This is a genomic window from Rhodococcus antarcticus, assembly GCF_026153295.1.
Classification (GTDB): domain Bacteria; phylum Actinomycetota; class Actinomycetes; order Mycobacteriales; family Mycobacteriaceae; genus Rhodococcus_D; species Rhodococcus_D antarcticus.
Window position 1 is genome coordinate 2,678,932 of record NZ_CP110615.1, and the last position, 24,643, is coordinate 2,703,574.

The following is a 24,643-nucleotide window of genomic DNA, read 5'->3' on the forward strand; positions in this document are numbered from 1 at the left end:
CTCCAGCCTATGGCCCCACCCTCGTGCGCCTCCCGGCTGCCGTCCGGGCCCGACCGAGGACGGCGACAGCACGGCTCGGCTCCCACGCCGCGACGTGCCAGTCCAGGACGAGCGCGGCCCAGCCCGCGAGCACGAGGTCGGCGCACAGCTGGTCGTCCCGACGGCGCTGCCACGGCAGCCGGTCCCCGACCAGGACGGCGAGCCGCTCAGCCGGGAACACGAGCGGCGCGACCACACCCGGTGCGACCTCGTGGTGCAGGTGCCACCCGCTGACCCCGGCCCGCCGCAGGACCCCGGCCAGCCGCTCGACGGGGAACCAGACCTGGCCCGGGTGCGGGCCGTCAGCGAGCAGCCGGAGCTGCTGGACCCCGGTGCTGCCCCGGCGGTCCCGGCCCGCCTGCGCCAGCTGCAGCGGGGTCAGGATCCCCGCCCGCCAGCACCGGTCCAGCAGAGCGCTCGCCTCGGCCACCGGCACCGTGGCCAGGCAGTCCAGGGCGGTGCGCCGCCGGGTGGTGACCCTCATCCCGTGCACGTCGGTGACGTCGTCGTCCGCCAGGGCGCGCCGCCGGACGAGCGCGCCGGGCACCGCGGGCGTCCGGCTCGCGGTGGTGGTCAGCTCGACGACCGCGGGGACCCGCACCCCCAGGCCCCACACCCCGGCTGCACTCGTGTGGGAGACCACCGATGCCGGGCCGGCCACCAGCAGGGCCGCCCAGAGAAGCCCGGCGTGGCCGAGCACGGTGGTCGAGGCCGCGAGGACACGGCCGTGCACCACCACCCAACTGCCGCGCTGGAGCCGGTGCGCGACCCCGCTGCGGCTGAAGCCTGCTCCGTGGGCCTGGGCCCGGCTGAAGACACCCCCCTGGGCACGGGCGGTCTGGGCCAGCTCATGCTCGGCGTCCACGGTCGTCACTCCGTGAGCCTCCTGGTCGCCGGGCGCCGCGTGCGCTGCTCCTGCTACCCCTGTGGACAGCTTGACGGCCTGTGGACAGCTCCCGCTCTCCCGAGACAGCGGGAGCCCTGTCGTCGGCCGGGGCCTGGGGACAGCCGACCCGGGGCGGCTTCCTCCTGGAGAGGGTGATCTGGACGCCGTTCCGAGATCCGGGCACCTGCCGCGAGCCTGACGTGCAGATCGCGCCCCGATCACGGCAGCACCACCCCGGCTCAGCGTCCGCACCGGCTCAGCACCACCCCGGCTCAGCGTCCGCACCGGGGTGATGACCTCCTGAGCGCTCTGAGATCGGGGCGCCAGACGCCCGCCCCATGTGCACGACGCTCCCCGACCGCCCCCACCTGACCTGCTGTGACGGCGGTCGGGGAAGAAGTCGATGACCGGATCGGGGCGCTCGGCGCACGCCAGGCGGGTGCATCCCGCCCCGATCTCAGAGCACGCTGGACAGCTGGACGCCACGAGCGGCGCGGCGGGACGAGGGCGGGGACGGGTCGGGGCGGGACGGGGCGGGACGGGGACGAGGACGGGGGCGGGGACGGGTCGGGGCAGGCACGGCGGGACGGGGATGGGGACGGGGACGGGTCGGGGCGGGGCGGGCGCGGCGGGACGATGGCGGGGACGGGACGAGGGCGGGCGCGGGAGCGGTGCGGGGTGGGATCCTGGGCTCGTGCGGGTGGAGCGGCTCGGAGCAGGTGGAGCAGCGGCGGACGTCCTGCTCGGGCTGCACGAGCGGGCCCGTCGTCTGCGCCTCCCCCCTCCCGCCGCGCTGACGGGGCGCTGGTTCGGCTCCGCCGCGGTGCTCGCGCCCAGTCTCGACGCACGTGCGGTCGATTCGATCCCCGAGGTCGCGACCTCGCCCGGTCCGGACGGCGCGGTGGGCGGCGGTTGGATCGGCTACCGGGGCTACCCCGACGGAGCGGGTGTGCTGCCCCCGGCGGCCGGCGGCTGGACCTCGAGCGTGCTGCGGCTGGACGTCGACGGGTGCTGGTGGTTCGAGAGCCTGCAGGACGGCGGCTGCCCCGCGGACCTCGCGTCCGCGGTGCGCACCGGCGGGCGCGCCCGGCCGTGGGAGGTGCAGTGGCGCACCCCGGACGAGGCCCAGCACCACGGAGCCGTCGAGCAGTGCCTCGCCGCGATCACCGACGGCGAGGTCTACCAGGCCTGCGTGTGCACCCGCTTCGTCGGCCGGCTCAGCGGCGATCCGGTCCAGCTGTTCACCGACGGCGTCCGCTCGACCGGCCCGGCCCGAGCCGCGTTCGTGGCGGGCTCGTGGGGCGCGGTGGCCTCGCTGTCCCCAGAGCTGTTCCTCGCCCGTCACGGCCGCGCGGTGCGCTCGAGCCCGATCAAGGGAACCCTGCCGATCGGGCAGGACCCGGCCCTGCTGCGGTCCTCGGCCAAGGACGTGGCCGAGAACGTGATGATCGTCGACCTCGTGCGCAACGACCTCGGGCGGGTGTGCGTGCCCGGATCCATCACCGTGCCCGAGCTGCTGGCGGTGCAGCCCGCCCCCGCCGTGTGGCACCTGGTGTCGACGGTGACCGGCCTGCTGCGGGTGGGCACCTCCGACGCCGAGCTGGTGGAGGCGCTGTTCCCGCCGGCATCGGTCACCGGCACCCCGAAGCTGCGGGCCCGGACCCTGCTCGCCGGGTGGGAGGCCCAGCCGCGAGGGGCGTACTGCGGGGCGGTGGGGATGGTCTCGCCGTGGGCCGGCCTCGAGCTCAACGTGGCCATCCGGACCGTCGAGGTCGATCCCGAGGGGCGGGTGGAGCTGGGCGTGGGGGGCGGCATCACCTCCGACTCGGACCCGACCGCCGAGTGGCGGGAGTGCCTGGCCAAGGCTTCGGCGGTGACCGGGCTGCGCAGCTCGGCGGCGGCGGGACCCGCCTACCCGCGGGCGGCGAGCACGGCCTCGTAGAGCTCGTTGCGGGAGCTGCCGGCCGCGGTGGCCACCTGCCCGCAGGCGTCCTTCAGGCGCACACCCGTGGCGACGAGCTCTCGCACCCGGGCGACGAGCACCTCGGCCCCGGGGGGCGCCTGGGGCTCGGCACCGGCCAGCACCACGGTGATCTCGCCGCGGAGACCGTCGGCCGCCCAGGCCGCGAGCTCGGCCAGGGTGCCGCGGCGCACCTCCTCGTAGGTCTTGGTCAGCTCACGGCACACCGCCGCCCGGCGCTCACCGCCCAGGACGGCCACCGCGTCGTCGAGGCAGGCCGCGATGCGGTGCGGGGCCTCGAAGAAGACGCAGGCCCGGCTCTCGTGCCGCAGCTGGGCCAACCAGGTCCGGCGCGCACCCGACTTGCGCGGCGGGAACCCGTCGAAGCAGAAGCGCTCGCAGGGGATGCCGCTCAGCGCCAGCGCCGTGGTCACGGCGGACGGCCCGGGCAGGCACGTCACGGCCAGGCCGGCGTCCACGCACGCGACCACGAGCCGGTACCCGGGGTCGCTCACCGAGGGCATGCCCGCGTCAGTCACCAGCAGCACCGTCGCCCCGGCCGCCACGTCCGCGACCAGGCCGGGGGCCCGCGCCACCTCCACCGCGTCGTAGAAGCTGACGACCCGACCGGTGATGGTCACCCCCAGCGAGCTGGCCAGCTGCTTGGTCCGCCGGGTGTCCTCGGCCGCGACGACATCGGCGGTGGCGAGGGCGGCGCGCAGACGGGCCGAGGCGTCCTCCACCTGGCCGAGCGGGGTGGCCGCCAGGACGAGGCGTCCCGAGCCCTCCGGATCCGACGCGCTGTTCACCCGGGTCAGCCTACGATCGCCGCGTGGCCCTGCTGACCCCCGACGCACCGGTGCGCGTCAGCACTCCCGCCGTCGCGAGTCCCGCTCCCTCCGCGCCGCACTGGGACGGGCCGCCGACCGACCGGCTCCGGGGCTGGGTCGTGACCGGTGTCATCACCCTCCTGGCCGCGATCACCCGCTTCGCCCAGCTCGCCGTGCCGACCGACGGTGGCACCCCGGTCTTCGACGAGAAGCACTACGTCCCGCAGGCCGCGCAGGACCTCGCCAACGGTGGGCTGGAGGACAACCCCGCCTACGAGCTGGTGGTCCACCCGCCCGTCGGCAAGCAGATCATGGCGCTGGGCCAAGCCGTCTTCGGCTACGACGGGTTCGGCTGGCGGTTCCCGTCGGCGGTGCTCGGAGTGCTGATCGTGGCGATGCTGGTCCGCATCGTCCGGCGGATGACGCGCTCGACCCTCGTCGGCGGCATCGCCGGGGTGCTCGCACTGTGCGACGGGGTGCTCTTCGTCCAGTCGCGGCTGGGCATGCTGGACATCTTCCTGGCCTTCTTCGCGGTCGCGGCACTGGGCTGCCTGGTGGTCGACCGCGACCAGGTCCGGGCCCGGATGGCCGTCGTGGTCGCGGAGGGCCGTGTGCACACCACCGCGCTGGGCCCGCGGATGGGCGTGCGGTGGTGGCGGTTCGGGGCCGGGGTCATGCTCGGGCTCGCGTGTGGCACCAAGTGGTCGGGGGTCTACTTCCTGGCCGCGTTCGGGCTGCTCAGCGTCGGTCTCGACCTGGCTGCCCGACGCAGCGCGGGTGTGCGGAGGCCGTGGCTGGGCACCCTGCGCCGCGACGTGGGGCCTGCGCTGTGGGCGCTCGTGGTCATCCCGGTCCTGCTGTACCTCGGCACCTTCTGGGCGTGGTTCGCGAGCGAGACGGGCGTCGACCGCTGGGCCGTCGGGCAGCAGGTCGGGCGCGAGGGGACCTGGTCGTTCATCCCCGGGCCGCTGCGCTCGCTCTGGTACTACAGCGCCCACGTGCTGAGCTTCCACGAGAGCCTGGTGACCCCGGCGACCCCGCACCCCTACGAGTCGAAGCCGTGGACGTGGCCGATGGGGCTGCGGCCGATGCTCTACTACTACGTCGACGCGGACACCGTGAAGGGGTGTGGCCAGGGTCGCTGCGTCAGCGCCGTGATGCTGGTGGGCACCCCCGCCATGTGGTGGCTGGCCTTCCCGGTGCTCGGCTGGGCGATCTGGCGGGCGGTCTTCCACCGCGACTGGCGCTACACCGTCGTGCTGGTGGCCTACGGCGCCGCGTTCCTGCCCTGGTTCACCAACCTCGACCGGCAGATGTACTTCTTCTACGCCACGGTGATGGCCCCGTTCCTCGTCATGGGGATAGCCCTGGTGCTCGGTGACGTGCTCGGACGGGCCAGAGCCGGGGTGGAGCGCCGCACCACCGGTCTGCTCGTCGTCTGCCTGTACCTGGGGCTGGTGGTGGCCAACTTCGCCTGGCTGTGGCCGATCCTCACGGGCGCACCGATCACCGAGGCGCACTGGCAGTCCGAGCTCTGGCTGCCCTCCTGGCGCTGAGCCCCGCTCTCAGCGCAGCTCGGGGAAGTCGTCGTCGCGGTACTCGGTGGCGGGCAGTGCGGCCGGGTCGGCGTGCAGCTCGTCCTCGCGCCCGCGCAGCTCTACCCGCCGGATCTTGCCGCTGATCGTCTTGGGCAGGTCCATGAACTCCAGGCGTCGGATCCGCTTGTAGGGGGCCAGGTTCTCCCGGGCGTGCTGCAGCACGGCCAGCGCGGTCTCCCGGTTCGGCTCGTGCCCGGCGGCCAGCACCACGTAGGCCTTGGGCACCGCCAGGCGCAGCGGGTCCGGCGAGGGCACCACCGCGGCCTCGGCCACCGCGGGGTGCTCGATGAGCACGCTCTCCAGCTCGAACGGCGAGATCCGGTAGTCGCTGGCCTTGAACACGTCGTCCGCGCGGCCCACGTAGGTGATATAGCCGTCGGCATCGCGCGAACCCACGTCCCCGGTGCGGTAGTACCCGTCGCGCATGACGACGGCCGTCTTCTCCGCGTCCCCGTGGTAGCCGACCATCAGCCCGACCGGGCGCGGGTCCAGCGACAGGCTGATCTCGCCCTCCTGCGTCGGTTCCCCGCTGACCGGGTCGAGCAGCACCACGTCGAACCCGGGCAGCGGACGGCCCATGGAACCCTCCTTGAGCGGCTGTCCGGGTGTGTTCGCGATCTGCACCGAGGACTCCGTCTGGCCGAACCCGTCGCGGATGGTGAGCCCCCAGGCCGCACGAACCTGGGCGATGACCTCGGGGTTCAGCGGCTCGCCGGCCCCGACCAGCTCGCGCAGCGGTACCTGCACCCGGCCGAGGTCAGCCTGGATGAGCATCCGCCACACCGTCGGTGGCGCGCAGAACGTCGTCGCTCCGCACCGGACGATCTCGTCGACGAGGCGGTCGGCGTCGAAGCGGGCGTAGTTGACGATGAGCACGCAGGCCTCGGCGATCCACGGCGCGAAGACGTTGCTCCACGCGTGCTTGGCCCAGCCGGGCGAGGCGACGTTGAGGTGCACGTCGCCGGGCTGCAGGCCGATCCAGTACATCGTGGACAGGTGGCCCACCGGGTAGCTGGTGTGGGTGTGCTCCACGAGCTTGGGCTTGGCCGTGGTGCCGGAGGTGAAGTACAGCAGCAGGGTGTCCTCGCCCCGGGTGACGCCGTCCACGGTGAAGTCGGTGGAGGCGGACGCGCTGTCGCCGTGGCGCAGCCACCCCTCGACAGGCTCGCCGACCGCGATCCGGGTGTAGGACCCCGGCACGTCGTCGAACTTGACGGCGTCCTCGCTGCGCACCACCACGTGCCTCGCACCGCCGCGCTCCACCCGGTCGCGGAGGTCGGCCGGGCCCATCATCGTGGTGGTGGGGATGAGCACGGCGCCGAGCTTCATCACCGCGAGGATGGTGTCCCACAGCTCCACCTGGTTGGCGAGCATGAGGATGACCCGGTCGCCGCGGCCGACGCCCTGGCTGCGCAGCCACACCGCCACCCGGTTGCTGCGCTCGCTCATGTCGGCGTAGGTGTACTTGGCCTCGGAGCCGTCCTCCTCGACGATCCACAGGGCCAGTCGAGCGCCGCGCTCGGGGTCCGCCCCCACGGCGTCGATGTGCTCCAGCGCCCAGTTGAACTCCGCCAGCCGGGGCCAGGTGAACCCGGCCTGCGCCGCGTCGAGGTCGGTGCGGTTGGCCTGCAGGGCGTCGCGGGTGGCCAGGTACTCGCGGTAGGCGGGGCTCGGGGCAGCAGCGGTGGTCACGGTGTGGGTCCTCGTCCGTCGGTGGTCAGCGCCCGGAGCCCGGGAGCGGTGCAGGTGCGCAGGAACGCGCTGGTGGACAGGTCCGGCAGGTCGACCCCGACCTCGGGGGCGATGCGGTAGGGCTTCGTGGCGAGCACGCCGCCGAGGGTGCGCCGCAGCCGGGAGACCTCGGCGCGCACGGCCACCAGGTGGGCGCGGTCGCCGTGCAGGGCGGTGCTCAGCGCTGCGGCGTCCAGTCCGTCAGGTCCGGCCAGGCACAGCAGCAGGAGCAGCTCGGCGTGCCGCGTGGTCAGCGGGTGCCGCCAGGTGGTGGCCCCGTGCACCACCGCCTCCGGCCGCACGCCGAGCTCCAGGCGCAGCCGCAGCGGCGCCGGGCTGGCCCCGCCGCGCAGCAACCAGCCCCCGTCCAGCGGCTCGGGGACGCACAGCCCCACCCCGGGCACGGCCAGCGGCCGTCCGGCGGCGGGCACCGCCACGCGCTCCCGGGTGGACAGCCCGCTGACCCCGGCCACCCAGCCGTGCTCGTCGACGACCATGGCGGGTCCAGCCACCGACGCGAGCACCGGGGCCGCGACCGAGCGGAGCCGGTCCAGCCGTGTCTCGTGCTGGCGCCAGAGGGTGGCCTCGGCCAGGCGGACGGCCGTGCACACCAGCGCGATGGTCGTGGGGTGGACGGTCAGCGCGGGGCCGGAGAGGTCGACCACGCCGAGCAGCTCCCCGGTGCGCGGGTCGTGCACCGGGCACGCGGTGCACGTCCAGCCGTGGTGGGTGGGGGCGTAGTGCTCGGCGGAGAACAGCTGCACGGGGGTGCCCTCGACGAGCGCCGTGCCGATGGCGTTGGTGCCGACCGTGCGCTCCGACCAGTCCGCACCCTCGGCGAAGCCCAGCACGTCCGCACCCCGCAGCACCGAGGACGAGCCCTCGCGCCACAGCAGCAGCCCCTCGGCGTCGGTCACGACCATGATCAGCCGGGCCTCCTCGGCGATCGAGGCCAGGCTCGTGCGGAGCTCGTCGACCACCGTGCGCAGGGCGCTGCGGCGGCGGCGGCGCTCCACCTCGGCCGCGGCCACCGGTTCGACCGTGCCGCAGCGCGCGGGGTCAAGGCCGCTCGCCCGCACCCGGTTCCAGGAGCGGGCGACCAGCTCGCGCGGGCGCACCGGCGGGACCGAGCCCGCGAGCACCGCGCCGTGCACGGCCGCGAGCAGGCGTGCGTGCCGGCTCAGGTCCGTGCCCGCGGCGACCGCCGAGTGACCCTGCGCCATTCCACCGCTCCTCGCCGTCGAGATGATCGACTGTAGCGGGCTCGCTGTGACCGCGGACACGGCGTTGCACCCGGGCGACGCCGGCGGGGAACGACCGACGCGGGGACCGGCCGGGGTGCCCAGCACGACGGCCGGGCAGTCCCCGGGTGGCTGCGAAGATGCTCCGGTGACCACGCCGCTGTTCGACGTCGCCGACCCCGCCTTCCTCGCCGACCCGTACCCGGCGTTCGCCGCCGCGAGGGCGACCGGCGAGCTCCAGTGGCACGACGGCTTCCGGCAGAAGGTGGCGCTCAGCCACGCCGCCTGCTCGGCCGTGCTCCGGGACAAGGGCATGGGCCGGCTGTGGAGCGACCGCGAGCCGGCCGAGGAGTTCCCCGCGTTCAACCTGCTGCACCGGAACTCGCTGCTGGAGTCCGAGCCGCCCACCCACACGCGGCTGCGGCGGCTGGTGGCCGGGGCGTTCGGCCGCGGGCACGTGGAGCGGCTGCGACCGGTGGTGCAGGCGCTGGCCCAGCGGCTGGTCGACGAGCTGGCCGAGCCGCTGCGCGACGGTGCGGAGGCCGACCTGCTGGAGACCGTGGCCGCCCCGCTGCCGGTGGAGGTCATCGCGGAGCTGCTCGGGGTTCCGGCGCCGGTGCGGCCGGCGCTGCGCGGGTGGTCCAACGCGATCGTGCGGCTGTACGAGCCCGACCCGCCCCTGGCACAGCAGGTCGCGGCCGAGCGGGCAGCGGCGGACTTCGTCACGGCCATGCGCGAGCTGGTCGCCGCTCGGCGCACCGAGCCCGGGGACGACCTGGTCAGCGACATGATCGCCGCCCAGGCCGACGGCGACGGGCGGCTGTCGGACGACGAGCTCGTGGCCACCTGCGCGCTGCTGCTCATGGCCGGGCACGAGGCCACGGTGAACGGGGTGGGCAACGGGGTGCTGGCCCTGCTGCAGCACCCCGACCAGTGGGCGCGGATCGTGGCCGGGGCGGACCTGGCGCGGGCCGCGGAGGAGCTGCTGCGCTACGACTCCCCGCTGCAGCTGTTCGAGCGCACCGCCACCCGGGACGTGGTGGTCGCGGGGGTGGCGGTGGCGCGGGGCGAGACCGTGGCGGCGCTGCTGGGGGCGGCCGGCCGCGACCCCGCGGTGTTCTCCGACCCGGACGCGCTCGACGTGGGCCGCTCCCCGAACCCGCACCTCGGCTTCGGCGTGGGGCTGCACTACTGCCTGGGTGCCCCGCTGGCCCGGATCGAGCTGCAGGCAGTGCTGGGCGCGCTCGCCGTGCGGCTGCCGGGGATGGAGCTGGCGCAGCTCCCGCAGCGGCGCCCGGAGTTCGTGATCCGGGGGCTGCAGGAGCTGCGCCTGCGCCTGTGAACGATTTCTCGCCTCCTGGGTCGAGAAATCACGCCCGGTGGTGCACCTCCTGCAGGCCGAACACGGGCGTCGGGATGCCCTCGGCCCGGGCCTTGAGCTGCAGGGCCAGGTAGAGCGAGTAGTGCCGCGACTGGTGCAGGTTGCCGCCGTGCATCCAGAGGTGCTCGACCTGGGTGGGCTTCCACATGTTGCGCTGCTCGCCCTCCCACGGCCCGGGGTCCTTGGTCGTCTCCGAGCCCAGACCCCACACCTTGCCGAGCCGGTCGGCCGTCTCCTCGTCGATGAGGTCCGCGGCCCAGCCGTTCATGGAGCCGTAGCCGGTGGCGTAGACGACGAGGTCCGCCGGCAGCTCGGTGCCGTCGGCCAGCACCACCGACGACTCCGTCAGGTGGTCGACCTGGCCGTGCGCCAGGTGCACGCTGCCGTCCGCGACGAGCTCCGCGCTGCCGACGTCGATGTAGTAGCCCGAGCCGCGGCGCAGGTACTTCATGAACAGCCCGCTGCCGTCGTCGCCCCAGTCGTGGTCGAAGCCCGCGGCCTCGAGCCGGTCGTAGAAGTCCTGGTCGCGCTCCCGGATCGCGTCGTACACCGGGATCTGGAACTCGTGCATGATCCGGTACGGGTGCGAGGCGAACGTGAGGTCCGCCTTCTCCGTGGTCATCCCCGCCTCCAGCGCGCGCTCGGAGTACAGGTCGCCCAGGCCGAGGTCCATCAGCGAGGCCGACTTCACGATGTGGGTGCTGGAGCGCTGCACCATGGTGACGTCGACGCCCTTCTCCCACAGCGCCCCGCAGATGTCGAAGGCGCTGTTGTTGGAGCCGATGACCACGGCGCGCTTGCCCGCGTAGCCGTCCGGGCCGGGGTGCGCGCTCGAGTGGTGCTGGTCGCCGGCGAAGACGTCGCGGCCGGGGTAGTCCGGCACGAGCGGCTTGCCCGACATGCCGGTGGCGAGCACCAGGTGGGTCGGGCGCAGCACCACGGCCTTTCCGTCGCGCTCGACCTCGACGACCCAGGTCTGGGTGGCCTCGTCGTAGCGCGCGCTGGTCGCCCGGGTCGAGCTCCAGTAGTTCAACTCCATGATCTTGGTGTAGCTCTCGAGCCAGTCGGCGATCTTGTCCTTGGGCGAGAACACCGGCCAGGTGCGGGGGAAGTCGAGGTAGGGTAGGTGGTCGTACCAGACCGGGTCGTGCAGGCAGAGGCTCTTGTAGCGGCTGCGCCACTGGTCCCCGGGGTTCGGGTGCTTGTCGATGACGATGGTGGGCACGTCGAGGTGGCGCAGCCGGGCCGCGAGGGCGATCCCGCCCTGCCCGCCGCCGACGACCAGCACGTACGGCTGGGTGGTGTACCCGAGCTCGGCCGCCTCCTGCTCGCGCTTCTCCGCCCAGCTCAGCCGGTCGCGGTCGGCCCCGTGCTCGGCCCCCATCGGCCGCTCGGTGCCCTTGCGCTCCTCGTGGCCCTTCAGCTCGTACAGCGTGGTGAGCAGGGTCCACGCACGCTGTTCGCCGTCCTCCTCCTTCAGGCGCAGCAGGCCCTTGCCCCGGCCCACGGCGGTCTCGAAGCCGATCCAGGCGGTGGTGACGCCGCCGTCCTCGGCCGCGGGCTCCAGGGTGCGGAAGCCGGTGGCCGCGGTGTCGGCCGCCCGGGCGGAGACCAGGTCGGCCACCTGCTCGCGGCCCTCGACGGTCTTCAGGTTCCAGGTGAAGGCCACCAGGTCTCGCCAGTAGCAGTCGGTGGTGAACAGCGCGGTGACCTCACCCGCGGCCAGACCGGCCTCGAAGGCGCCGAGCCACTGGTCCACCCGGGCCTGGGCGGGATCGGCGGCCACGTCGGCGGGGCGGTCGAGGGTCTGGCTCATGGTGCCTCCTGGGGGTGCCACTGTGCTCCCGGTCACAGTGCGCCCGCTGGTGGCCCTCGCGCCAGGGTTGCAGCCGGTTGCAGCGCGCCGGGACGTCAGCGCCGCTGGGCCCGGCGCACCGCGCCGCCGACGGTGAGCCCGATGCAGATGAGCAGCACGAGCCCGGAGACCAGCCCCGTGGCCACCCACGTCGCGGCCGAGCGCACGACGGCCCCGACGTGGCCGCCGGGCCGATCCCCACCTGTGTGACGGCGGTGCCCGGCCCCGTGGCGTCCAGGGTGTGGCTGCCCCCGACCGTGACGGTCGACGAGTGCACGGCGACGGCGTCGAGCGTGCTGGTGCCGACGATGGTCGCGGCACCCGGCTCGCGCAGGTCGACGGCACCGGCCGGCCCGATCAGGACCACGTCCGGACCGGTGCACGGCACCGCGCGCAGCCCGCCTGGTGTGTCCGCCCCACCCGTCGTCGAGCGCGCACCGGTCCCGCCGGTGACCAGGCCCTGGCCCAGCGCCAGCACGAGGTGCTCCCCCGGCTCGGGCGAGTCGGTGGTCCGGCCCGGCACGTCGACCTCGGCGACGAGCTGACCGCGGACGTCGAGGGCGTTCGACACCGCGCCGACGGTGCCGCGCACGCCCAGCACGAGGGGGACGGCGAGTCCGACCACCGCCAGCACGGCCAGCACGATCCCGGTGACGAGCATGCGGATCGGCCGTCGGCCCGCGGGCGGTGGGGCGGGTAGCCGTACGTCCTGGGGAGCAGCCTGGAGGATCGGCTGCGCGGGTGTGCAGGAAACCTCGCCGCCTGGCTCCAGAAATCACGCACGGGGCAGAATGCCCACCCATGGTCACCATCGGAACGCCGCTGTCGGAGAACGCCACCCGGGTGATGCTGCTGGGCTCCGGCGAGCTGGCCAAGGAGGTGCTGATCGCGCTGCAGCGCCTGGGCGTCGAGACCATCGCCGTGGACCGCTACGCCGACGCACCCGGGCACCAGGTCGCCCACCACGCCCGCACGATCACCATGAGCGACCCGGCCGCCCTCCGCGCCCTGATCGAGGCCGAGAAGCCCGACGTGGTGGTCCCCGAGATTGAGGCCATCGCCACCCCGACCCTGGTGGAGCTGGAGGCCGAAGGTGTCCGCGTGGTGCCCACCGCCCGGGCGGCCCGGCTCACCATGGACCGCGAGGGGATCCGTCGCCTGGCCGCGGAGACCCTGGGGCTGCCGACGAGTGGCTACGAGTTCTGCGACTCCCTCGACGAGCTGCGCGACGCCGCGGGTCGGATCGGCTTCCCGTGCGTGGTGAAGCCGGTGGTGTCGAGCTCGGGCAAGGGCCAGTCCACGCTGCGCAGCGACGAGGACGTGGAGACCGCGTGGAGCTACGCCATGGCCGGCGGCCGCGTGACCGGCACCCGGGTCATCGTCGAGGGCTTCGTCGACTTCGACTACGAGATCACGCTGCTGACCGTGCGCGCCGCCGACGGCACCCACTTCTGCGAGCCCATCGGGCACCGCCAGGAGCGCGGCGACTACGTGGAGAGCTGGCAGCCCCAGCGGATGAGCGACGCCGCCCTGGAGCGCGCCCAGCACATCGCCCGCACCGTCACCGACGACCTCGGCGGCCGCGGCATCTTCGGGGTGGAGCTGTTCGTGCGGGGCGACGACGTCTGGTTCAGCGAGGTCAGCCCGCGACCGCACGACACCGGCCTGGTCACGATCAGCACCCAGCACCAGAACGAGTTCGAGCTGCACGCCCGCGCGCTGTTGGGCCTGCCGGTGGACACCTCGCTGCACAGTCCCGGGGCGTCCGCGGTCATCTACGGCGGGGTCGAGGCCACCGGGATCGTGTTCGACGGGGTCGACGAGGCCCTGGCGCTGCCCGGGGTGGACCTGCGGCTGTTCGGCAAGCCGGAGAGCTTCACCCGGCGGCGGATGGGCGTGGCCCTGGCCCGCGCTGCCGACACCGACTCCGCCCGCTCCACGGCCACCCGGGCCGCCGCGCTCGTGCGTCCGCGGGCCGTCTGAGTGGACGTCCTGGGCACCCCCTCCGGCGACCTCGAGCTCACCCGCCGGCCCGACGACCCCCGGCTGCGGGCCTTCGACGCCGCCGACGCCCTCCTGCTGGAGCACCTGCGCGAGGTGGACCTGACCGGGACGGTCGTGGTCCTCAACGACCGCTGGGGGGCGCTGACCACCGCGCTCGCGCCGCACGGGGTGGTCTCGGTGTCCGACTCCTGGGTGGCCCGGGAGTCGACGTGGCACAACCTCGCCCGGGCCGGGCGCGAGGCCGAGCTGCGCTCCGTCGTCGAGGAGCTCCCCGAGCGCGTCGACGTGCTGGTCTTCCGCGTCCCGCGCACCCTGGCCCTGCTGGAGCACGAGCTGGACCTGCTGGCCCCGCGGCTGCACGACGGATCGGTGGTGGTGGGCGCCGGGATGACCAAGGAGGTGCACACCTCGACGCTGGCCACCTGCGAGCAGCTCGTCGGGCCCACCCGCACCTCGCTGGCCACCCGCAAGGCGCGGCTGATCCACGTCACCGTCGACGCCGGCCTGCAGCGACCGCCGAACCCGTGGCCGCGCAGCCGGGTGCTGCCCGCGGACGCGCCGGCCGGCCTCGGCGGGGCGACGGTGGTGCACCACGCCGGGGTGTTCTCCGCCGACCACCTGGACATCGGCACCCGCTTCCTGCTCGAGCACCTGCCCCGCAGCGACGGCCGGGTGGTCGACCTCGGCTGCGGGGACGGCGTGCTCGGGGTGGCCGCCGGGCTGGCGTCACCGCAGGCGCAGGTGGTGCTGACCGATGCGTCGTTCCTGGCCGTGGAGTCGGCGCGGACCACCTGGCGCGGGGTGCACGGCGACCGGCCCGTGGAGACGATGGTCGGCGACGGGCTCACCCGGGCGGTCGGACCGGTGGACCTCGTGCTGTGCAACCCGCCGTTCCACGTGGGCCACGCGGTGAGCGACACGACGGCGTGGCGGATGTTCGACCAGGCGCGGCACGCACTGGTGCCCGGGGGCGAGCTGTGGGTGGTGGGCAACCGGCACCTCGGCCACCACGCGCGGCTGGGCCGGCTGTTCGGCGGGTGCGACGTGGTGGCCAGCAACGCAAAGTTCGTGGTGCTGCGGGCCGTGGCGCGCTGAGCCCCTCCCCCGGCGTTGTGCGCGCACACGGTCGTTCCGGGGCCGTTCTTGGGGCGTTGTGCGCGCACAACGCCCCAGGAGGGGGCTGCACGATGCGATCGGGACCTGTCGCGGCGCGGCCGAGCCAGGCGGGTGGTCAGGACGCGCCGGGGTCGCCGACCTTCGCGTTGAGCGCGCTGGCGAACAGGTTCCAGGCCAGGTATGGCACGAGCAGCCCGGCGGCCACGGGGTCGGTCTGCCGCAGCGCGGCGATCTCGGCCGTCACCGCGACGTCCAGCGCGGCGATGATCGCCAGGGACGCCCGCTTGTCCTGCACGCCGAAGAAGGTGATCGGCCACGCCCCGTTGAGCGCCAGCTGCGCCAGGTGCAGCGCCTGCACCCGCGGCGCCGTCCGGCCGGTCAGCCGCCAGCCCGCCACCCCGATCCCCACGTAGAGCATCGACCACACCGGGCCGAACACGCTCGCGGGCGGGGCCCAGCCGGGCTTGCGCAGCCGGGCGTAGGTCTGCGGGGCCCTGCGGGAACCCAGACCCCCGAGCCCGGCGGCCGCGACCACGGGGGCGACAGCGGTGACGAGTCGTCGTGCGTCCATGCCCCGGTTCTACCCGAGGCAGCCGGCGAGGGCGATCAGGGGCCCCGCTCCGCACGAGCAGCTAGGGCGTTGCGGTGACCGCCCGGGCCAGTCGGCGCACGATCTCGGTGAGCCGCTCGGGGCTGGTGGCCAGGTTGAGGCGCAGGTGCCCGCTCAGCCCGGGGTGGTAGTGGTGCCCGGGTGAGAGGCGCACCTTCCCCCGCTCCAGGGCCACCGCGGCGGGGTCGTCGTGGCCGTAGGGGCGCAGGTCCAGCCAGGCCAGGTACGTCGCCTCCAGCGGCCGCATCCGGGCCTCGGGGAGGTGGGTGGCCAGCAGCTCGCCCAGCAGCGCTCGTTGGTCGCCGAGGCGCACCCGGAGCGCGGCGAGCCACGCGTCGCCGTGGTCGTAGGCGGCCACCGAGGCGGCCACCCCCAGGCTCGACCAGGAGTCGTTGCGCGCCATGGGAACCGATCGCAACCGCTCGGCGAGTGACGGGTCGGCGGTGACGAGCTGAGCACACTTGAGCCCGGCGATGTTGAACGCCTTCGACGCCGCCACCACCGCGACGGTGTGACCGGCCGTGCCCTCGACCGCGAGGTAGGGCACGTGCTCGGCCCCGGGCAGGACCAGGGGCGCGTGGATCTCGTCGGAGACCACCAGCGCGCCGTGGCGCAGCACGACGTCGCGCACACCCTCGAGCTCGGCGCGGGTGAAGGCGCGGCCCCAGGGGTTGTGCGGCTGGGTCAGCAGCAGGGACCGGGCACCGTTCGCGAAGTGCCGCTCGAGGAGGTCGAGATCGAGCTCGGCCCGCGCGGCGTCGGGGTCGACGACCAGGTCGAGGCGCTCCCGGCCGGTGATCGCGGCGATGTCGAGCTGCGGGGCGTAGCCGGGCACCGGCATCACCATCGGACCCCGCGCACCCACGGCGTCCAGGGCGAGCCGCACCCCCGCGGTGACGTCGACGACCGGGAGCACCTGCTCGGGGTCCACGACGTGGCCGAACTGGCGCTCGGCGAAACCGGCGTAGGCCCGGCCGAGCGGCCCGCCGACCCCGAGCCGGGGGTAGCCGGTGAGGCCGGCGGCCACCGCCTCGGTCAGCGCCCGCGTGATCGGGGGGGCCAGCGCGTAGTCCATCTCGGCCACCCAGGCGGGCAGCACGTCGGTCGCGACCTCGCCCCACTTGCAGAGCAGCGCGGCGCGCGCCTCGTCGTCGGTCAGGTCCCGGATCACCGTCCCACGGTAGCGGGGGACGATGCCGGTGGGAGTCAGGGTGGCGGCGGGACCCGCTCGACCAGCGAGGTCCGGACGACCACCCGCAGCGCCTCCACGATGGAGTCCAGCGGCAGGCTCACGGGGTCACCTCCGCGCCCGGCCACCTGCTCGGCGGACCAGGGGACGTGCACGAAGCCGCCGCGCACCCCGGGTCGCTCGGTGGCCAGCAGGTGCATCAGCCGGTAGAAGACGTGGTTGCAGACGAAGTGCCCGGCGGTGGAGCTCGCGGCGGCCGTGATCCCCGCAGCGTCCAGCGCGGCCACGATCGCGCCCACCGGCAGGGTCGAGAAGTACCCGACCGGGCCGTCCTCCACGATCGGTGCCTCGGTGGGCCGCTGGCCCGCGTTGTCGTCGGCCCGCGCGTGGTCGAGGTTGACCGCCACCCGCTCCGGGGTGACCCCCGCGCGGCCGCCGGCCTGGCCGACGCAGATCACGAGCTCGGGGTCGTGGGTCCGGACCGCGTCGAGCAGGACCTCCCACGCCCGGCCGTAGACCACCGGGAGAACAGCGGTGGTCACCGTCGCCCCCTCGACCACGCCCAGCCCCGCCACGGCCTGCGCGGACGGGTTCACCGTCTCACCGCCGAACGGCTCGAACGCCGTCACGAGCACACGTGTCACGCCAGGGCCACCCGTCCGGCCACCGCGCGGACGGCCCGCTCGTCGCTCGCCCCGACGCACCCGTGCAGGCGTTGGCGCACCACGTCGAGGTCCATCCCCGACCCGAGACACACGATCGCGCTGCCCCGTGCACCGGCGGGCACACCGGGGGTGATCCCCACCTGCCGGCCCACCACCTGCAGGGTGAACCGCTCCCCGCCACCCAGGTCCACGAACCCCTTGGCCCGGAACAACCCCGGTGGCCGGTCGTCGAACAGCTCCAGCAGGGCGCGACCGTCCAGCGGCTGGTCGGTCACCAGCTCGACGCTCTCGTAGGCGGCGTGCAGGTGCCGGTCGTGGTCGGGCTCGCCGAGCACGAGCTGGCGTCCCGGCCGGTCCCGGGCGGCGGCGAGCACCTCCGGGTCGAGCAGCAGCCGGGGGTCGAGCGCGCCGAGCGGGGCGTGCACCAGCGGTGCGGTGGGGTTCGCAGCACGGCAGAGCTCCTCGGCCGCACGGGCGTCGGCCAGGTCGGTCTTGGTGAGCGCCACGAGGTCGGCCGCGGCGACGTGCTCGAGGACCTCCGGGTGGCGACGGGCGGTGTCGACGAGCTCGGCGGCGTCCACCACCAGGACCAGCCCGCCGAAGGACGCTCCCGGTGCGCTCGCCACCCGGGGGACGAGCGCCGCGGGCTCCGCCACCCCGCTGGCCTCGACGAGGACCACGTCCAGCGCGGCCCCGACGGAGGTGAGCCGACCGAGGACGTCATCGAGCTCGTCGTCACCGAGCACGCAGCACACGCACCCGTTCTGCAGGGCCACGGCGTCGGCGGAGAAGCTGGAGACGAGCAGCGCGTCCACGTTCACGGCGCCGAAGTCGTTGACCACCACGCCGATCCGGACCCCCGTGCTCGTCCGGAGCAGGTGGTTGAGGACGGTGGTCTTGCCGGCCCCGAGGAACCCGGCGAGCACGACGACGGGAACACGACGCTCAGCCACCCCGCCACCGTAGGCGGCGCTCACCCCCGGCCGTGACCGGGCAGGGACCGGGACGCTGCGGGACGAACCCGAACCGCTCGTGGCCCGACCGCTCCGCCACCACCGCGATCCCGGCGACCGACGACCTCGCGAGTGCGGTGAGCGCCGCGAGCGCCGTCGCCGGTCCCTCGGTGTGCGACCCCGATCACGCTGTGGCGCAGGAAGACAGCGAACTGTGCGCGGTACGACGACAGCCCGCCGTCCGGGTGGACAGCGGGCTGGTCTGCGACGACCGGGGTGGAGCTGAGGGGATTCGAACCCCTGGCCTCCTCGATGCGAACGAGGCGCGCTACCAACTGCGCCACAGCCCCCGGTGGGGCGGTACGACGATAGCAGCCCGCAACCCCCGGGCCGTGCACGCCCCTACTGGCCGGAGGCCCTCGGCAGCTCCATCTCGGCCGGGGCCAGCGGCGGCTCGAGCTCGTCGAACGCCGGGTCCTCGTCGTCGATCTCCAGGACCACCGCACCGGGCCGGCGAAGCCGCCGTGGCACACCCCCGAGCTGCTCGGCGTGCTCGGAGTCGACCTCGATGCCCAGGCGCGCCCGGCCCATCCGGTGCAGGCGGCGCTCGCGGACGTCCTCCTCGATCCGGGTCTGCCGACGCAGGAACGCCAGGTAGCCCACCAGTGCGAGATCGGCGAGCAGGTGCGGCCACCACAGCTGGCCCACACCCACGAGCGCGCCCAGCAGGGTCACCACGACGACCGCCAGCAGGGTCAGCGAGACGCGCTGCCGGAACGCGTAGCGCGCCCGGCGGGCGACGGCGTCGGCGCGGGGGTCGAAACCGCCCCGGCCGGTCCGGTGGACGTTCTCCGCCCCGGAGTGGCCCTCGGACTCGTCCAGCGGCGCGTCCTCCGTCCCGAGGTGCTCCGCCACCGCCTCGACGTCGTCCTGGTGCGCGTGCTGCTCGTCCACGATCTCCTCCTCCAGCTCGAGCTCGTCCTGCGCCACCCAGCCCGGGTCGCTGGGGTGGCCGGCCGCCGGGCCGGGGCGGGCCGCGAGAGCCACCCCGCTGTCCCCGCGGTGCAGCACCCGGCTGGCCAGCGCGGCATCGGCGGTGCGCCGCACCTGCTGGCGGTGCCGGGCGAGCATGGGGACCAGCACCACGAGCCAGGCTCCGACGAGCACGACGACGATCACCGAGTCCTGCACGACCACACCACCTCCCCCGGCGCAGCCGCAGCCGCGAGACCGATCACCACCTGCGCCACGCTAGCCACACCAGCACCACGTCCCCGGCAGGCGCGCCGGTCAGGTCCAGGCGGCGCGCCCCGAGGCGACGAGGGCCGCTGAGCAGCTCCCGGGGACCTCCTCGGCCGTCAGGGCCACCAGCAGGTGGTCGCGCCACTGCCCGTCCACGTCGAGGTAGCGCCGCAGCAGCCCTTCCTCCCGGAACCCGGCGCGGGCCAGCACCGCGCGGCTCGGCAGGTTCTCGGGGCGGACGGTGGCCTCCACCCGGTGCAGCCGGCCCGCGCCGAAGCAGTGGTCGACGCCCAGCGCGACGGCGGCCGTGGCCACCCCGCCCCCGGTGGACGGGGTGGCCACCCAGTACCCGATCCAGGCCGACCGGAGCGCACCACGCACCACGTTGCCGATGGTCAGCTGCCCCGCGAAGCGCCCGTCCACCTCGATGACGAACGGCAGCAGCGCACCACGACGGGCCGCCGTGCGCAGCGACGAGCAGACCCCGGGCCACGAGGTGGTGTGGTGGCGGGCCGCCCAGGACCCCGAGCCGGTGGGCTCCCAGGGCCGCAGCTGCTCCTCGTCGCGGGTCCTCGCGGTGCTCCACGCCCCGCCGTCGCGCAGCCGCACCGGCCGCAGGCCCACCACTCCGGCCGGCACCCGCAGCGGACCGGGCCGCGCGGGCCAGCCCGGGTGGCGGGACTCCGGACGGTCGGCCCAGCTGCTCACGGGCGGGCTAGCCGCGCTGCGCGAGGAAGACGACCTGGACCTCGTCGCCCGTGCGCACCTCGGTGACGTCCTCGGCCACGAGCACGAGGCAGTTGGCGTCGGCGAGGGTCGCGAGCAGGTGCGAGGAGGACCCCGGCGCACCACCGAGGGCCTGCACCAGGTACTCGTCGGTCTTCTCGTCGCGCATGAGCTGCCCGCGCAGGTACCCGCGGCGACCGGCGATGGAGGTGACGGGGCCGACGGTGCGGGCGGTGACGACGCGCCGGCGCGGGTTGCGCTTGCCCAGCGCCACGCGCACCAGCGGCCGGACCATCACCTCGAACACCACCAGGGCGCTGACCGGGTTCGCGGGAAGCAGGAAGGTGGGCACCATGTCCGCGCCGAGCCGGCCGAAGCCCTGCACCGACCCGGGGTGCATCGCCACCCGGTCCACGGTGACCTCACCGAGATCGGCGAGCACCTCGCGGACCTGCTCCGACGCCGCACCGCCCACGGCCCCGGAGATGACGACGATCTCGCTGCGCAGCAGCTGACCCTCGACCACCTCGCGCAGCCTGCGGGGGTCCCCGGCCGCGATCCCCACCCGGTTCACGGTGGCCCCGGCGTCCCGGGCGGCCGCCGAGAGCGCGTAGGAGTTCACGTCGTAGACCTGCCCGGACCCGGGGGTGCGGTCGATGTCCACGAGCTCGCCACCGACGGAGATCACCGACATCCGGGGACGGGGGTTGACCAGCACCTTGTCCCGGCCGACGGCTGCCAGCAGGCCCACCTGGGCGGCCCCGATCACGGTGCCGGAGCGCACCGCGACGTCACCGGGCTGGACGTCGTCCCCGGTGTGCCGGACGAAGTCGCCCGAGCGCACGGCCCGGTTCACGGTGATCCGGGCGGCGTGCCCGTCGGTCCAGGACAGCGGCAGCACCGCGTCGGCCAGGGTGGGCAGCGGCGCCCCCGTGTCCACCCGGACGGCCTGTCGGGGCTGCAGCCGCACCGGCTGGCGGGACCCGGCGAGGACCTCGCCGACCACGGGCAGCACGACCGGGCCCGGGGCGGGGTCCCCGGAGGCCGTCGCCAGTGCCCCGGCCGGGGTCCGCGGGACCTGCACGTCCACCGCTCGCACTGCGTAGCCGTCGATCGCGGCCTGGTCGAAGCCCGGCAGGGGGCGCTCGGTGACGACCTCCTCCGCGCACAGCAGGCCCTGGGCCTCGGAGATGGCGACCCGGACGGGCTGCGGCACCACCGCAGCCTCCAGCACGCGGGCCAGCTGCTCGTCGACGGACCTCACGAGCGGTCCAGCCGCTCGCCGAGCCAGCCCTGCAGGGACGGCCCGTAGGCGGCGTCGCGCAGGGCGAAGTCGACGACGGCTCGGACGTAGCCGCCGGGGTTGCCGATGTCGTGGCGCGCGCCGCGGTGCACCACCACGTGCACGGGGTGGCCCTCGTCGATCAGCAGCGCGATGGCATCGGTCAGCTGCAGCTCGCCGCCCGCACCCGGGGTGGTCCGGCGCAGCGCGTCGAACACCGCCCGGTCCAGCAGGTACCGCCCGGCGGCCGCCAGGCTCGAGGGGGCCTCGTCGGGCGTGGGCTTCTCCACCATGCCGACCACCCGGAACACGTCCCGGTCCCCACCGTCCCCCTCGACGGCGAACACCCCGTAGGCGGACACCTCCTCGCGGGGGACCTCGAAGGCGCACAGGACGGTTCCGCCGTGCTCGGACCGGACGGCGGCCATCCGCTCGAGCACGCCGGGCTCGCCGTCCTCGGTCAGGACCAGGTCGTCGGGCAGCAGGACGGCCACGACGGTCTCGTCGTCGTCGAGCGTGCCCTCGGCGCACCCGACCGCGTGCCCGAGGCCCAGCGGCTCGTCCTGCAGCACGGCGCGCACCTCGCCGAGCAGGGCCGGCGCACGGCGCACCTTGGCCAGCAGCTCGTCCTTGCCCCGCCCGGCCAGGGTGGCCTCCAGCTCGGGATCGGGCTGGAAGTGCGCAGCCACGGCCTCCTTGCCCGCGGAGATGACGACGACCATGCGGCTGGCCCCGGCCGCGGCCGCCTCGGTGGCCACCATCTCGATGCCCGGGGTGTCGACCAGCGGCAGCAGCTCCTTGGCCACCGACCGGGTGGCCGGCAGGAAGCGCGTGCCGAGCCCGGCGGCCGGGACGATCGCCGTGCGGAAGCCGGGTCCCGGCTGCGACGTGGGGGCAGGGGACGGCGATGTCATGGGGGCCACACTATCCAGGACGAGACGGGCGGGCGGAGCGGTGAGGGACGTGGGGCGGTCGAAGCAGCAGTGGCGCAGGGAGCTGGTCGCGGCGCGTCGGGCCCTGCCCGCACCCGTGCGCGCGGCGGAGGCGGTGGCGCTGGCCGCGCACGTCCGTGGTCTGGCGGGCCCCGGGGACGTGGTGTGCGCGCACGTGCCGGTGGGCTCCGAGCCGGGCTCGCTCGAGCTGCTGGAGGCGCTGGTGCGGACCGGGGCGCGGGTGCTGCTGCCGCTGGTGCAGACGGCCGCGCCGCTGCGGTGGGCGGAGCACACCCGCACCGAGGACCTGGTGGCGGCGCGCTTCGGGCTGCGCGAGCCGGTCGGACCCGGGCTCGAGCCGGGGACGATCGCTGAGGCCGACGTGGTGCTGGTGCCGGCGCTGGCGGTGGACCGGGCGGGCGCACGGCTGGGCAAGGGCCAGGGCCACTACGACCGCAGCCTCCCCCTGGCGAGGCCCGGCGCCCGGCTCGTCGCGGTGGTCAGGGACCAGGAGGTGGTGGACGAGCTTCCCTCGGAGCCCCACGACGTGGCGCTGGGATGGGCGCTGACCCCGGTGCGCGGGCTGCAGCCGCTGCGGGGCTGAGCCTGCCGGCGGTCTGTTTGCACCGGGCCGGACCCTGGCGCACGATGGACGCTGGCACTCCGCACGAAAGAGTGCCAGCCCACCTTCTGCACCCCTTCCCGCCCCGGCCCCGGCCCCGGCGGACTTTCCGGAGGATCCACGTGCCCACCTACTCCTACGCCTGCACCGAGTGCGGACACCGCTTCGAGGCCGTGCAGGCCTTCAGCGAGAGCTCCCTCACGGTCTGCCCGGTGTGCTCCGGCAAGCTCCGCAAGGTGTTCAGCTCGGTGGGGATCGTGTTCAAGGGCAGCGGCTTCTACCGCACCGACAGTCGCGCCGGGGCCGTGCCCAAGGGTGAGTCGAAGGGTGAGTCGAAGGGTGAGAAGGGCTCGGAGAGCAAGGGTTCCGAAGGCTCGGGGTCAGAGAGCAAGGGCTCGGACAAGGCCGCCCCGGCGAAGGCGGCGTCCTCCGGTGCCAAGGCCGGCGCGACCGTCGGGACCCCCAGCTCGAGCGCACCCAGCAAGGGCGCCTGACCCGCGCCGTCCACAGGCCCCCGAGCTGTCCACAGGCGGTGTCCGGGCCGGGCCCGCCGTGCATCGCGGGCCCTAGCGTCCGACCTCGAGCGCCCCGGAGCCCCCGGGGTCGGGCGAGGGGGACCACCAGTGAGCAGGACACGGACCGGATCACGGCGACGGCGTGCAGGACGCCTGTCCCCGCTGCTGCACGAGCGGCTGACGACGGCGGCACGCCCGGGCTGGACGCGGACGGTGCACGCCCGTCGGGCGGTGGCCGCCGTGCTGGTCCTGCTCGCGGGGGTGCTGGCCCTGCGGGGCGACCCGGCCGCAGCCAGCACCGAGGTCGTGGTGGCCGCGCGGGACCTGGCGCCGGGACAGGTGATCACCGACGACGACCTCCGGACGGTGTCCGTGGGCGCGCGGACCGTACCCGAGGGCGCGGTCACCGCGGTCGACGCCGTGGCCGGGCGCACCTCGGCGGGAGCGGTGCGGGCCGGGGAGACGCTGACCGACGTGCGGGTGGTCGGCCCCTCGCTCGCGGCGCTGGCCACCGGGCGCTCGGGGGCCACGTCGGTGCCCGTGCGGCTGAGCGACCCCGACGTGGCGGACCTGCTGCGGCCGGGCGACGAGGTGGACGTGCTGGTGCTCGGCCGCAGCGCCGGGGACGTGCGCGTGCTGGCCGCGGGTGCGGTGGTGCTGGCCGTCCAGCCCGCCCACGAGCGTCGTTCCGGCGACGGGCGGCTGGTCGTGCTGGGGGTGGGCGCGGACCAGGCCGCGACCGTGGCCACGGCTTCCCTCGAGTCGGCGGTGACCGTTACATTCCGCTGACACCTGACCGGGTGACGGATCCTCCGGCCCGGCGTCCACGTTGGGGAGAGACGATGCTCAAGGGATTCAAGGACTTCCTGCTCCGCGGGAGCGTGGTGGACCTCGCGGTCGCCGTCGTCGTCGGCACCGCGTTCACGGCGATCGTGACCGCCTTCACGGCGTTCATCATCACGCCGCTGATCTCGGTGATCGGCGGGACCAACCCGGCGGGGCTGTCCTTCAAGATCATCAGCGACAACGAGGCCACGCGGATCGACATCGGCGGGCTGATCGGGGCGATCATCAACTTCGCCATCATCGCTGCGGTCGTCTACTTCGTCGTCGTGCTGCCCGTGAACGCGCTCAAGGCCCGTCGCCAGGCCGGCGTCGAGGCGGGCCCGGCCGAGCCGACCGACGTCGAGCTGCTCATCGAGATCCGCGACCTGCTGGCGGGCCGGACCAGGACTGTCTGACCCCTGCTGTCCCGAGTGCCCCCGT

At 74.7% G+C, this 24,643-nt stretch carries 23 protein-coding genes and 1 tRNA gene; 10 read left to right on the forward strand and 14 right to left on the reverse strand.

All coding sequences use genetic code 11. The annotated features are described in order from the left end of the window. Nucleotides 1–7: 7 nt before the first annotated feature. A complete protein-coding gene (locus tag RHODO2019_RS13050) occupies nucleotides 8–913 on the reverse strand; it encodes a hypothetical protein (RefSeq protein ID WP_265382194.1) in 906 nt (301 codons plus the stop codon). A gap of 706 nt (nucleotides 914–1,619) precedes the next feature. Here RHODO2019_RS13050 and RHODO2019_RS13055 point away from each other — a divergent pair. Beyond that, nucleotides 1,620–2,867 carry an aminodeoxychorismate synthase component I gene (locus tag RHODO2019_RS13055; protein WP_265382195.1) on the forward strand — a complete coding sequence of 416 codons (1,248 nt, stop codon included), beginning with the start codon at nucleotides 1,620–1,622 and terminating at the stop codon, nucleotides 2,865–2,867. On the opposite strand, the gene rsmI is transcribed toward RHODO2019_RS13055, so the two are convergent. Further along, nucleotides 2,837–3,694, reverse strand: a complete 858-nt coding sequence (rsmI, locus tag RHODO2019_RS13060; protein ID WP_265382196.1) for a 16S rRNA (cytidine(1402)-2'-O)-methyltransferase — start codon at nucleotides 3,692–3,694, stop codon at nucleotides 2,837–2,839. The two genes, RHODO2019_RS13055 and rsmI, sit on opposite strands and share 31 nt — an antisense overlap. A 23-nt stretch (nucleotides 3,695–3,717) precedes the next feature. On the opposite strand from rsmI, the gene RHODO2019_RS13065 reads away from it, so the two are divergent. Continuing rightward, entirely contained in the window at nucleotides 3,718–5,271 is a 1,554-nt protein-coding gene (locus RHODO2019_RS13065) for a dolichyl-phosphate-mannose--protein mannosyltransferase (RefSeq protein ID WP_265382197.1), read from the forward strand. Between the two features lie 9 nt (nucleotides 5,272–5,280). Here RHODO2019_RS13065 and RHODO2019_RS13070 read toward each other — a convergent pair whose 3' ends face one another. Next, nucleotides 5,281–7,005, reverse strand: a complete 1,725-nt coding sequence (locus RHODO2019_RS13070; protein ID WP_290428872.1) for an AMP-binding protein — start codon at nucleotides 7,003–7,005, stop codon at nucleotides 5,281–5,283. Further along, on the reverse strand, nucleotides 7,002–8,267 hold the full coding sequence (locus tag RHODO2019_RS13075) for a GAF domain-containing protein (RefSeq protein WP_265382198.1): 1,266 nt from the start codon (nucleotides 8,265–8,267) through the stop codon (nucleotides 7,002–7,004). Before RHODO2019_RS13075 ends, RHODO2019_RS13070 begins: the two co-directional genes overlap by 4 nt. Nucleotides 8,268–8,433: 166 nt before the next feature. Here RHODO2019_RS13075 and RHODO2019_RS13080 point away from each other — a divergent pair, with 166 nt between their 5' ends. Continuing rightward, complete coding sequence (locus tag RHODO2019_RS13080; protein WP_265382199.1) at nucleotides 8,434–9,627, forward strand: cytochrome P450; 1,194 nt, start codon at nucleotides 8,434–8,436, stop codon at nucleotides 9,625–9,627. Between the two features lie 28 nt (nucleotides 9,628–9,655). Here the strand turns inward: RHODO2019_RS13080 and RHODO2019_RS13085 are convergent, their stop codons facing one another. Then, nucleotides 9,656–11,482 (reverse strand): flavin-containing monooxygenase, encoded by a 1,827-nt coding sequence (locus RHODO2019_RS13085; RefSeq protein ID WP_265382200.1) that lies wholly within the window; start codon nucleotides 11,480–11,482, stop codon nucleotides 9,656–9,658. A gap of 280 nt (nucleotides 11,483–11,762) precedes the next feature. Between RHODO2019_RS13085 and RHODO2019_RS13090 the strand changes: the two genes are divergently transcribed. The 3 genes from RHODO2019_RS13090 to RHODO2019_RS13100 all read left to right on the forward strand — a co-directional run bounded on the left by RHODO2019_RS13090 (nucleotide 11,763) and on the right by RHODO2019_RS13100 (nucleotide 14,620). Further along, nucleotides 11,763–12,221: a hypothetical protein gene (locus RHODO2019_RS13090; RefSeq protein WP_265382201.1), complete on the forward strand. Its 459-nt coding sequence runs from the start codon at nucleotides 11,763–11,765 to the stop codon at nucleotides 12,219–12,221. 101 nt (nucleotides 12,222–12,322) lie between these two features. Then, nucleotides 12,323–13,504 carry a formate-dependent phosphoribosylglycinamide formyltransferase gene (gene purT / locus RHODO2019_RS13095; protein WP_265382202.1) on the forward strand — a complete coding sequence of 394 codons (1,182 nt, stop codon included), beginning with the start codon at nucleotides 12,323–12,325 and terminating at the stop codon, nucleotides 13,502–13,504. Further along, a complete protein-coding gene (locus tag RHODO2019_RS13100) occupies nucleotides 13,505–14,620 on the forward strand; it encodes a methyltransferase (RefSeq protein ID WP_265382203.1) in 1,116 nt (371 codons plus the stop codon). Nucleotides 14,621–14,756: 136 nt separating this feature from the next. Here the strand turns inward: RHODO2019_RS13100 and RHODO2019_RS13105 are convergent, their stop codons facing one another. The 9 genes from RHODO2019_RS13105 to RHODO2019_RS13145 form a co-directional block, all read right to left on the reverse strand. Next, nucleotides 14,757–15,212, reverse strand: a complete 456-nt coding sequence (locus RHODO2019_RS13105) for a TspO/MBR family protein (RefSeq protein ID WP_265382204.1) — start codon at nucleotides 15,210–15,212, stop codon at nucleotides 14,757–14,759. Between the two features lie 61 nt (nucleotides 15,213–15,273). Next, nucleotides 15,274–16,422: a MalY/PatB family protein gene (locus RHODO2019_RS13110; RefSeq protein ID WP_265382205.1), complete on the reverse strand. Its 1,149-nt coding sequence runs from the start codon at nucleotides 16,420–16,422 to the stop codon at nucleotides 15,274–15,276. A gap of 35 nt (nucleotides 16,423–16,457) precedes the next feature. After that, entirely contained in the window at nucleotides 16,458–17,084 is a 627-nt protein-coding gene (gene pcp, locus RHODO2019_RS13115; protein ID WP_265382206.1) for a pyroglutamyl-peptidase I, read from the reverse strand. Then, nucleotides 17,081–18,058 (reverse strand): CobW family GTP-binding protein, encoded by a 978-nt coding sequence (locus RHODO2019_RS13120; RefSeq protein ID WP_265382207.1) that lies wholly within the window; start codon nucleotides 18,056–18,058, stop codon nucleotides 17,081–17,083. Before RHODO2019_RS13120 ends, pcp begins: the two co-directional genes overlap by 4 nt. Nucleotides 18,059–18,335: 277 nt before the next feature. Continuing rightward, nucleotides 18,336–18,408, reverse strand: a tRNA-Ala gene (locus RHODO2019_RS13125). A 52-nt stretch (nucleotides 18,409–18,460) separates the two neighbouring features. Beyond that, a complete protein-coding gene (gene sepX, locus RHODO2019_RS13130; protein WP_265382208.1) occupies nucleotides 18,461–19,249 on the reverse strand; it encodes a divisome protein SepX/GlpR in 789 nt (262 codons plus the stop codon). 99 nt (nucleotides 19,250–19,348) lie between these two features. Then, nucleotides 19,349–20,008 (reverse strand): GNAT family N-acetyltransferase, encoded by a 660-nt coding sequence (locus RHODO2019_RS13135; protein ID WP_265382209.1) that lies wholly within the window; start codon nucleotides 20,006–20,008, stop codon nucleotides 19,349–19,351. A gap of 7 nt (nucleotides 20,009–20,015) precedes the next feature. Then, nucleotides 20,016–21,290 (reverse strand): molybdotransferase-like divisome protein Glp, encoded by a 1,275-nt coding sequence (gene glp, locus RHODO2019_RS13140; RefSeq protein ID WP_265382210.1) that lies wholly within the window; start codon nucleotides 21,288–21,290, stop codon nucleotides 20,016–20,018. Then, nucleotides 21,287–22,222: a UTP--glucose-1-phosphate uridylyltransferase gene (locus RHODO2019_RS13145; protein WP_265382211.1), complete on the reverse strand. Its 936-nt coding sequence runs from the start codon at nucleotides 22,220–22,222 to the stop codon at nucleotides 21,287–21,289. The genes glp and RHODO2019_RS13145 overlap by 4 nt, the downstream gene beginning before the upstream one ends. A 49-nt stretch (nucleotides 22,223–22,271) precedes the next feature. Between RHODO2019_RS13145 and RHODO2019_RS13150 the strand changes: the two genes are divergently transcribed. The 4 genes from RHODO2019_RS13150 (at nucleotide 22,272) to mscL (ending at nucleotide 24,618) form a co-directional block, all read left to right on the forward strand. Further along, nucleotides 22,272–22,844, forward strand: coding sequence for a 5-formyltetrahydrofolate cyclo-ligase (locus RHODO2019_RS13150; protein WP_265382212.1), 573 nt, complete (start codon nucleotides 22,272–22,274; stop codon nucleotides 22,842–22,844). Between the two features lie 140 nt (nucleotides 22,845–22,984). Further along, nucleotides 22,985–23,356, forward strand: coding sequence for an FmdB family zinc ribbon protein (locus RHODO2019_RS13155; protein WP_265382213.1), 372 nt, complete (start codon nucleotides 22,985–22,987; stop codon nucleotides 23,354–23,356). Nucleotides 23,357–23,590: 234 nt separating this feature from the next. Further along, nucleotides 23,591–24,166, forward strand: a complete 576-nt coding sequence (locus RHODO2019_RS13160; RefSeq protein WP_354005538.1) for an SAF domain-containing protein — start codon at nucleotides 23,591–23,593, stop codon at nucleotides 24,164–24,166. A gap of 53 nt (nucleotides 24,167–24,219) precedes the next feature. Beyond that, on the forward strand, nucleotides 24,220–24,618 hold the full coding sequence (gene mscL, locus RHODO2019_RS13165; RefSeq protein WP_265382214.1) for a large conductance mechanosensitive channel protein MscL: 399 nt from the start codon (nucleotides 24,220–24,222) through the stop codon (nucleotides 24,616–24,618). Nucleotides 24,619–24,643 lie beyond the last annotated feature (25 nt).

Bases quoted from the DNA above. Each gene is read 5' to 3' on its own strand.
- RHODO2019_RS13145 (WP_265382211.1), bottom strand. From the start codon at position 22,222: ATGACATCGCCGTCCCCTGCCCCCACGTCGCAGCCGGGACCCGGCTTC.
- RHODO2019_RS13105 (WP_265382204.1), bottom strand. From the start codon at position 15,212: ATGGACGCACGACGACTCGTCACCGCTGTCGCCCCCGTGGTCGCGGCC.
- RHODO2019_RS13085 (WP_265382200.1), bottom strand. From the start codon at position 11,482: ATGAGCCAGACCCTCGACCGCCCCGCCGACGTGGCCGCCGATCCCGCC.
- mscL (WP_265382214.1), top strand. From the start codon at position 24,220: ATGCTCAAGGGATTCAAGGACTTCCTGCTCCGCGGGAGCGTGGTGGAC.
- RHODO2019_RS13075 (WP_265382198.1), bottom strand. From the start codon at position 8,267: ATGGCGCAGGGTCACTCGGCGGTCGCCGCGGGCACGGACCTGAGCCGG.
- purT (WP_265382202.1), top strand. From the start codon at position 12,323: ATGGTCACCATCGGAACGCCGCTGTCGGAGAACGCCACCCGGGTGATG.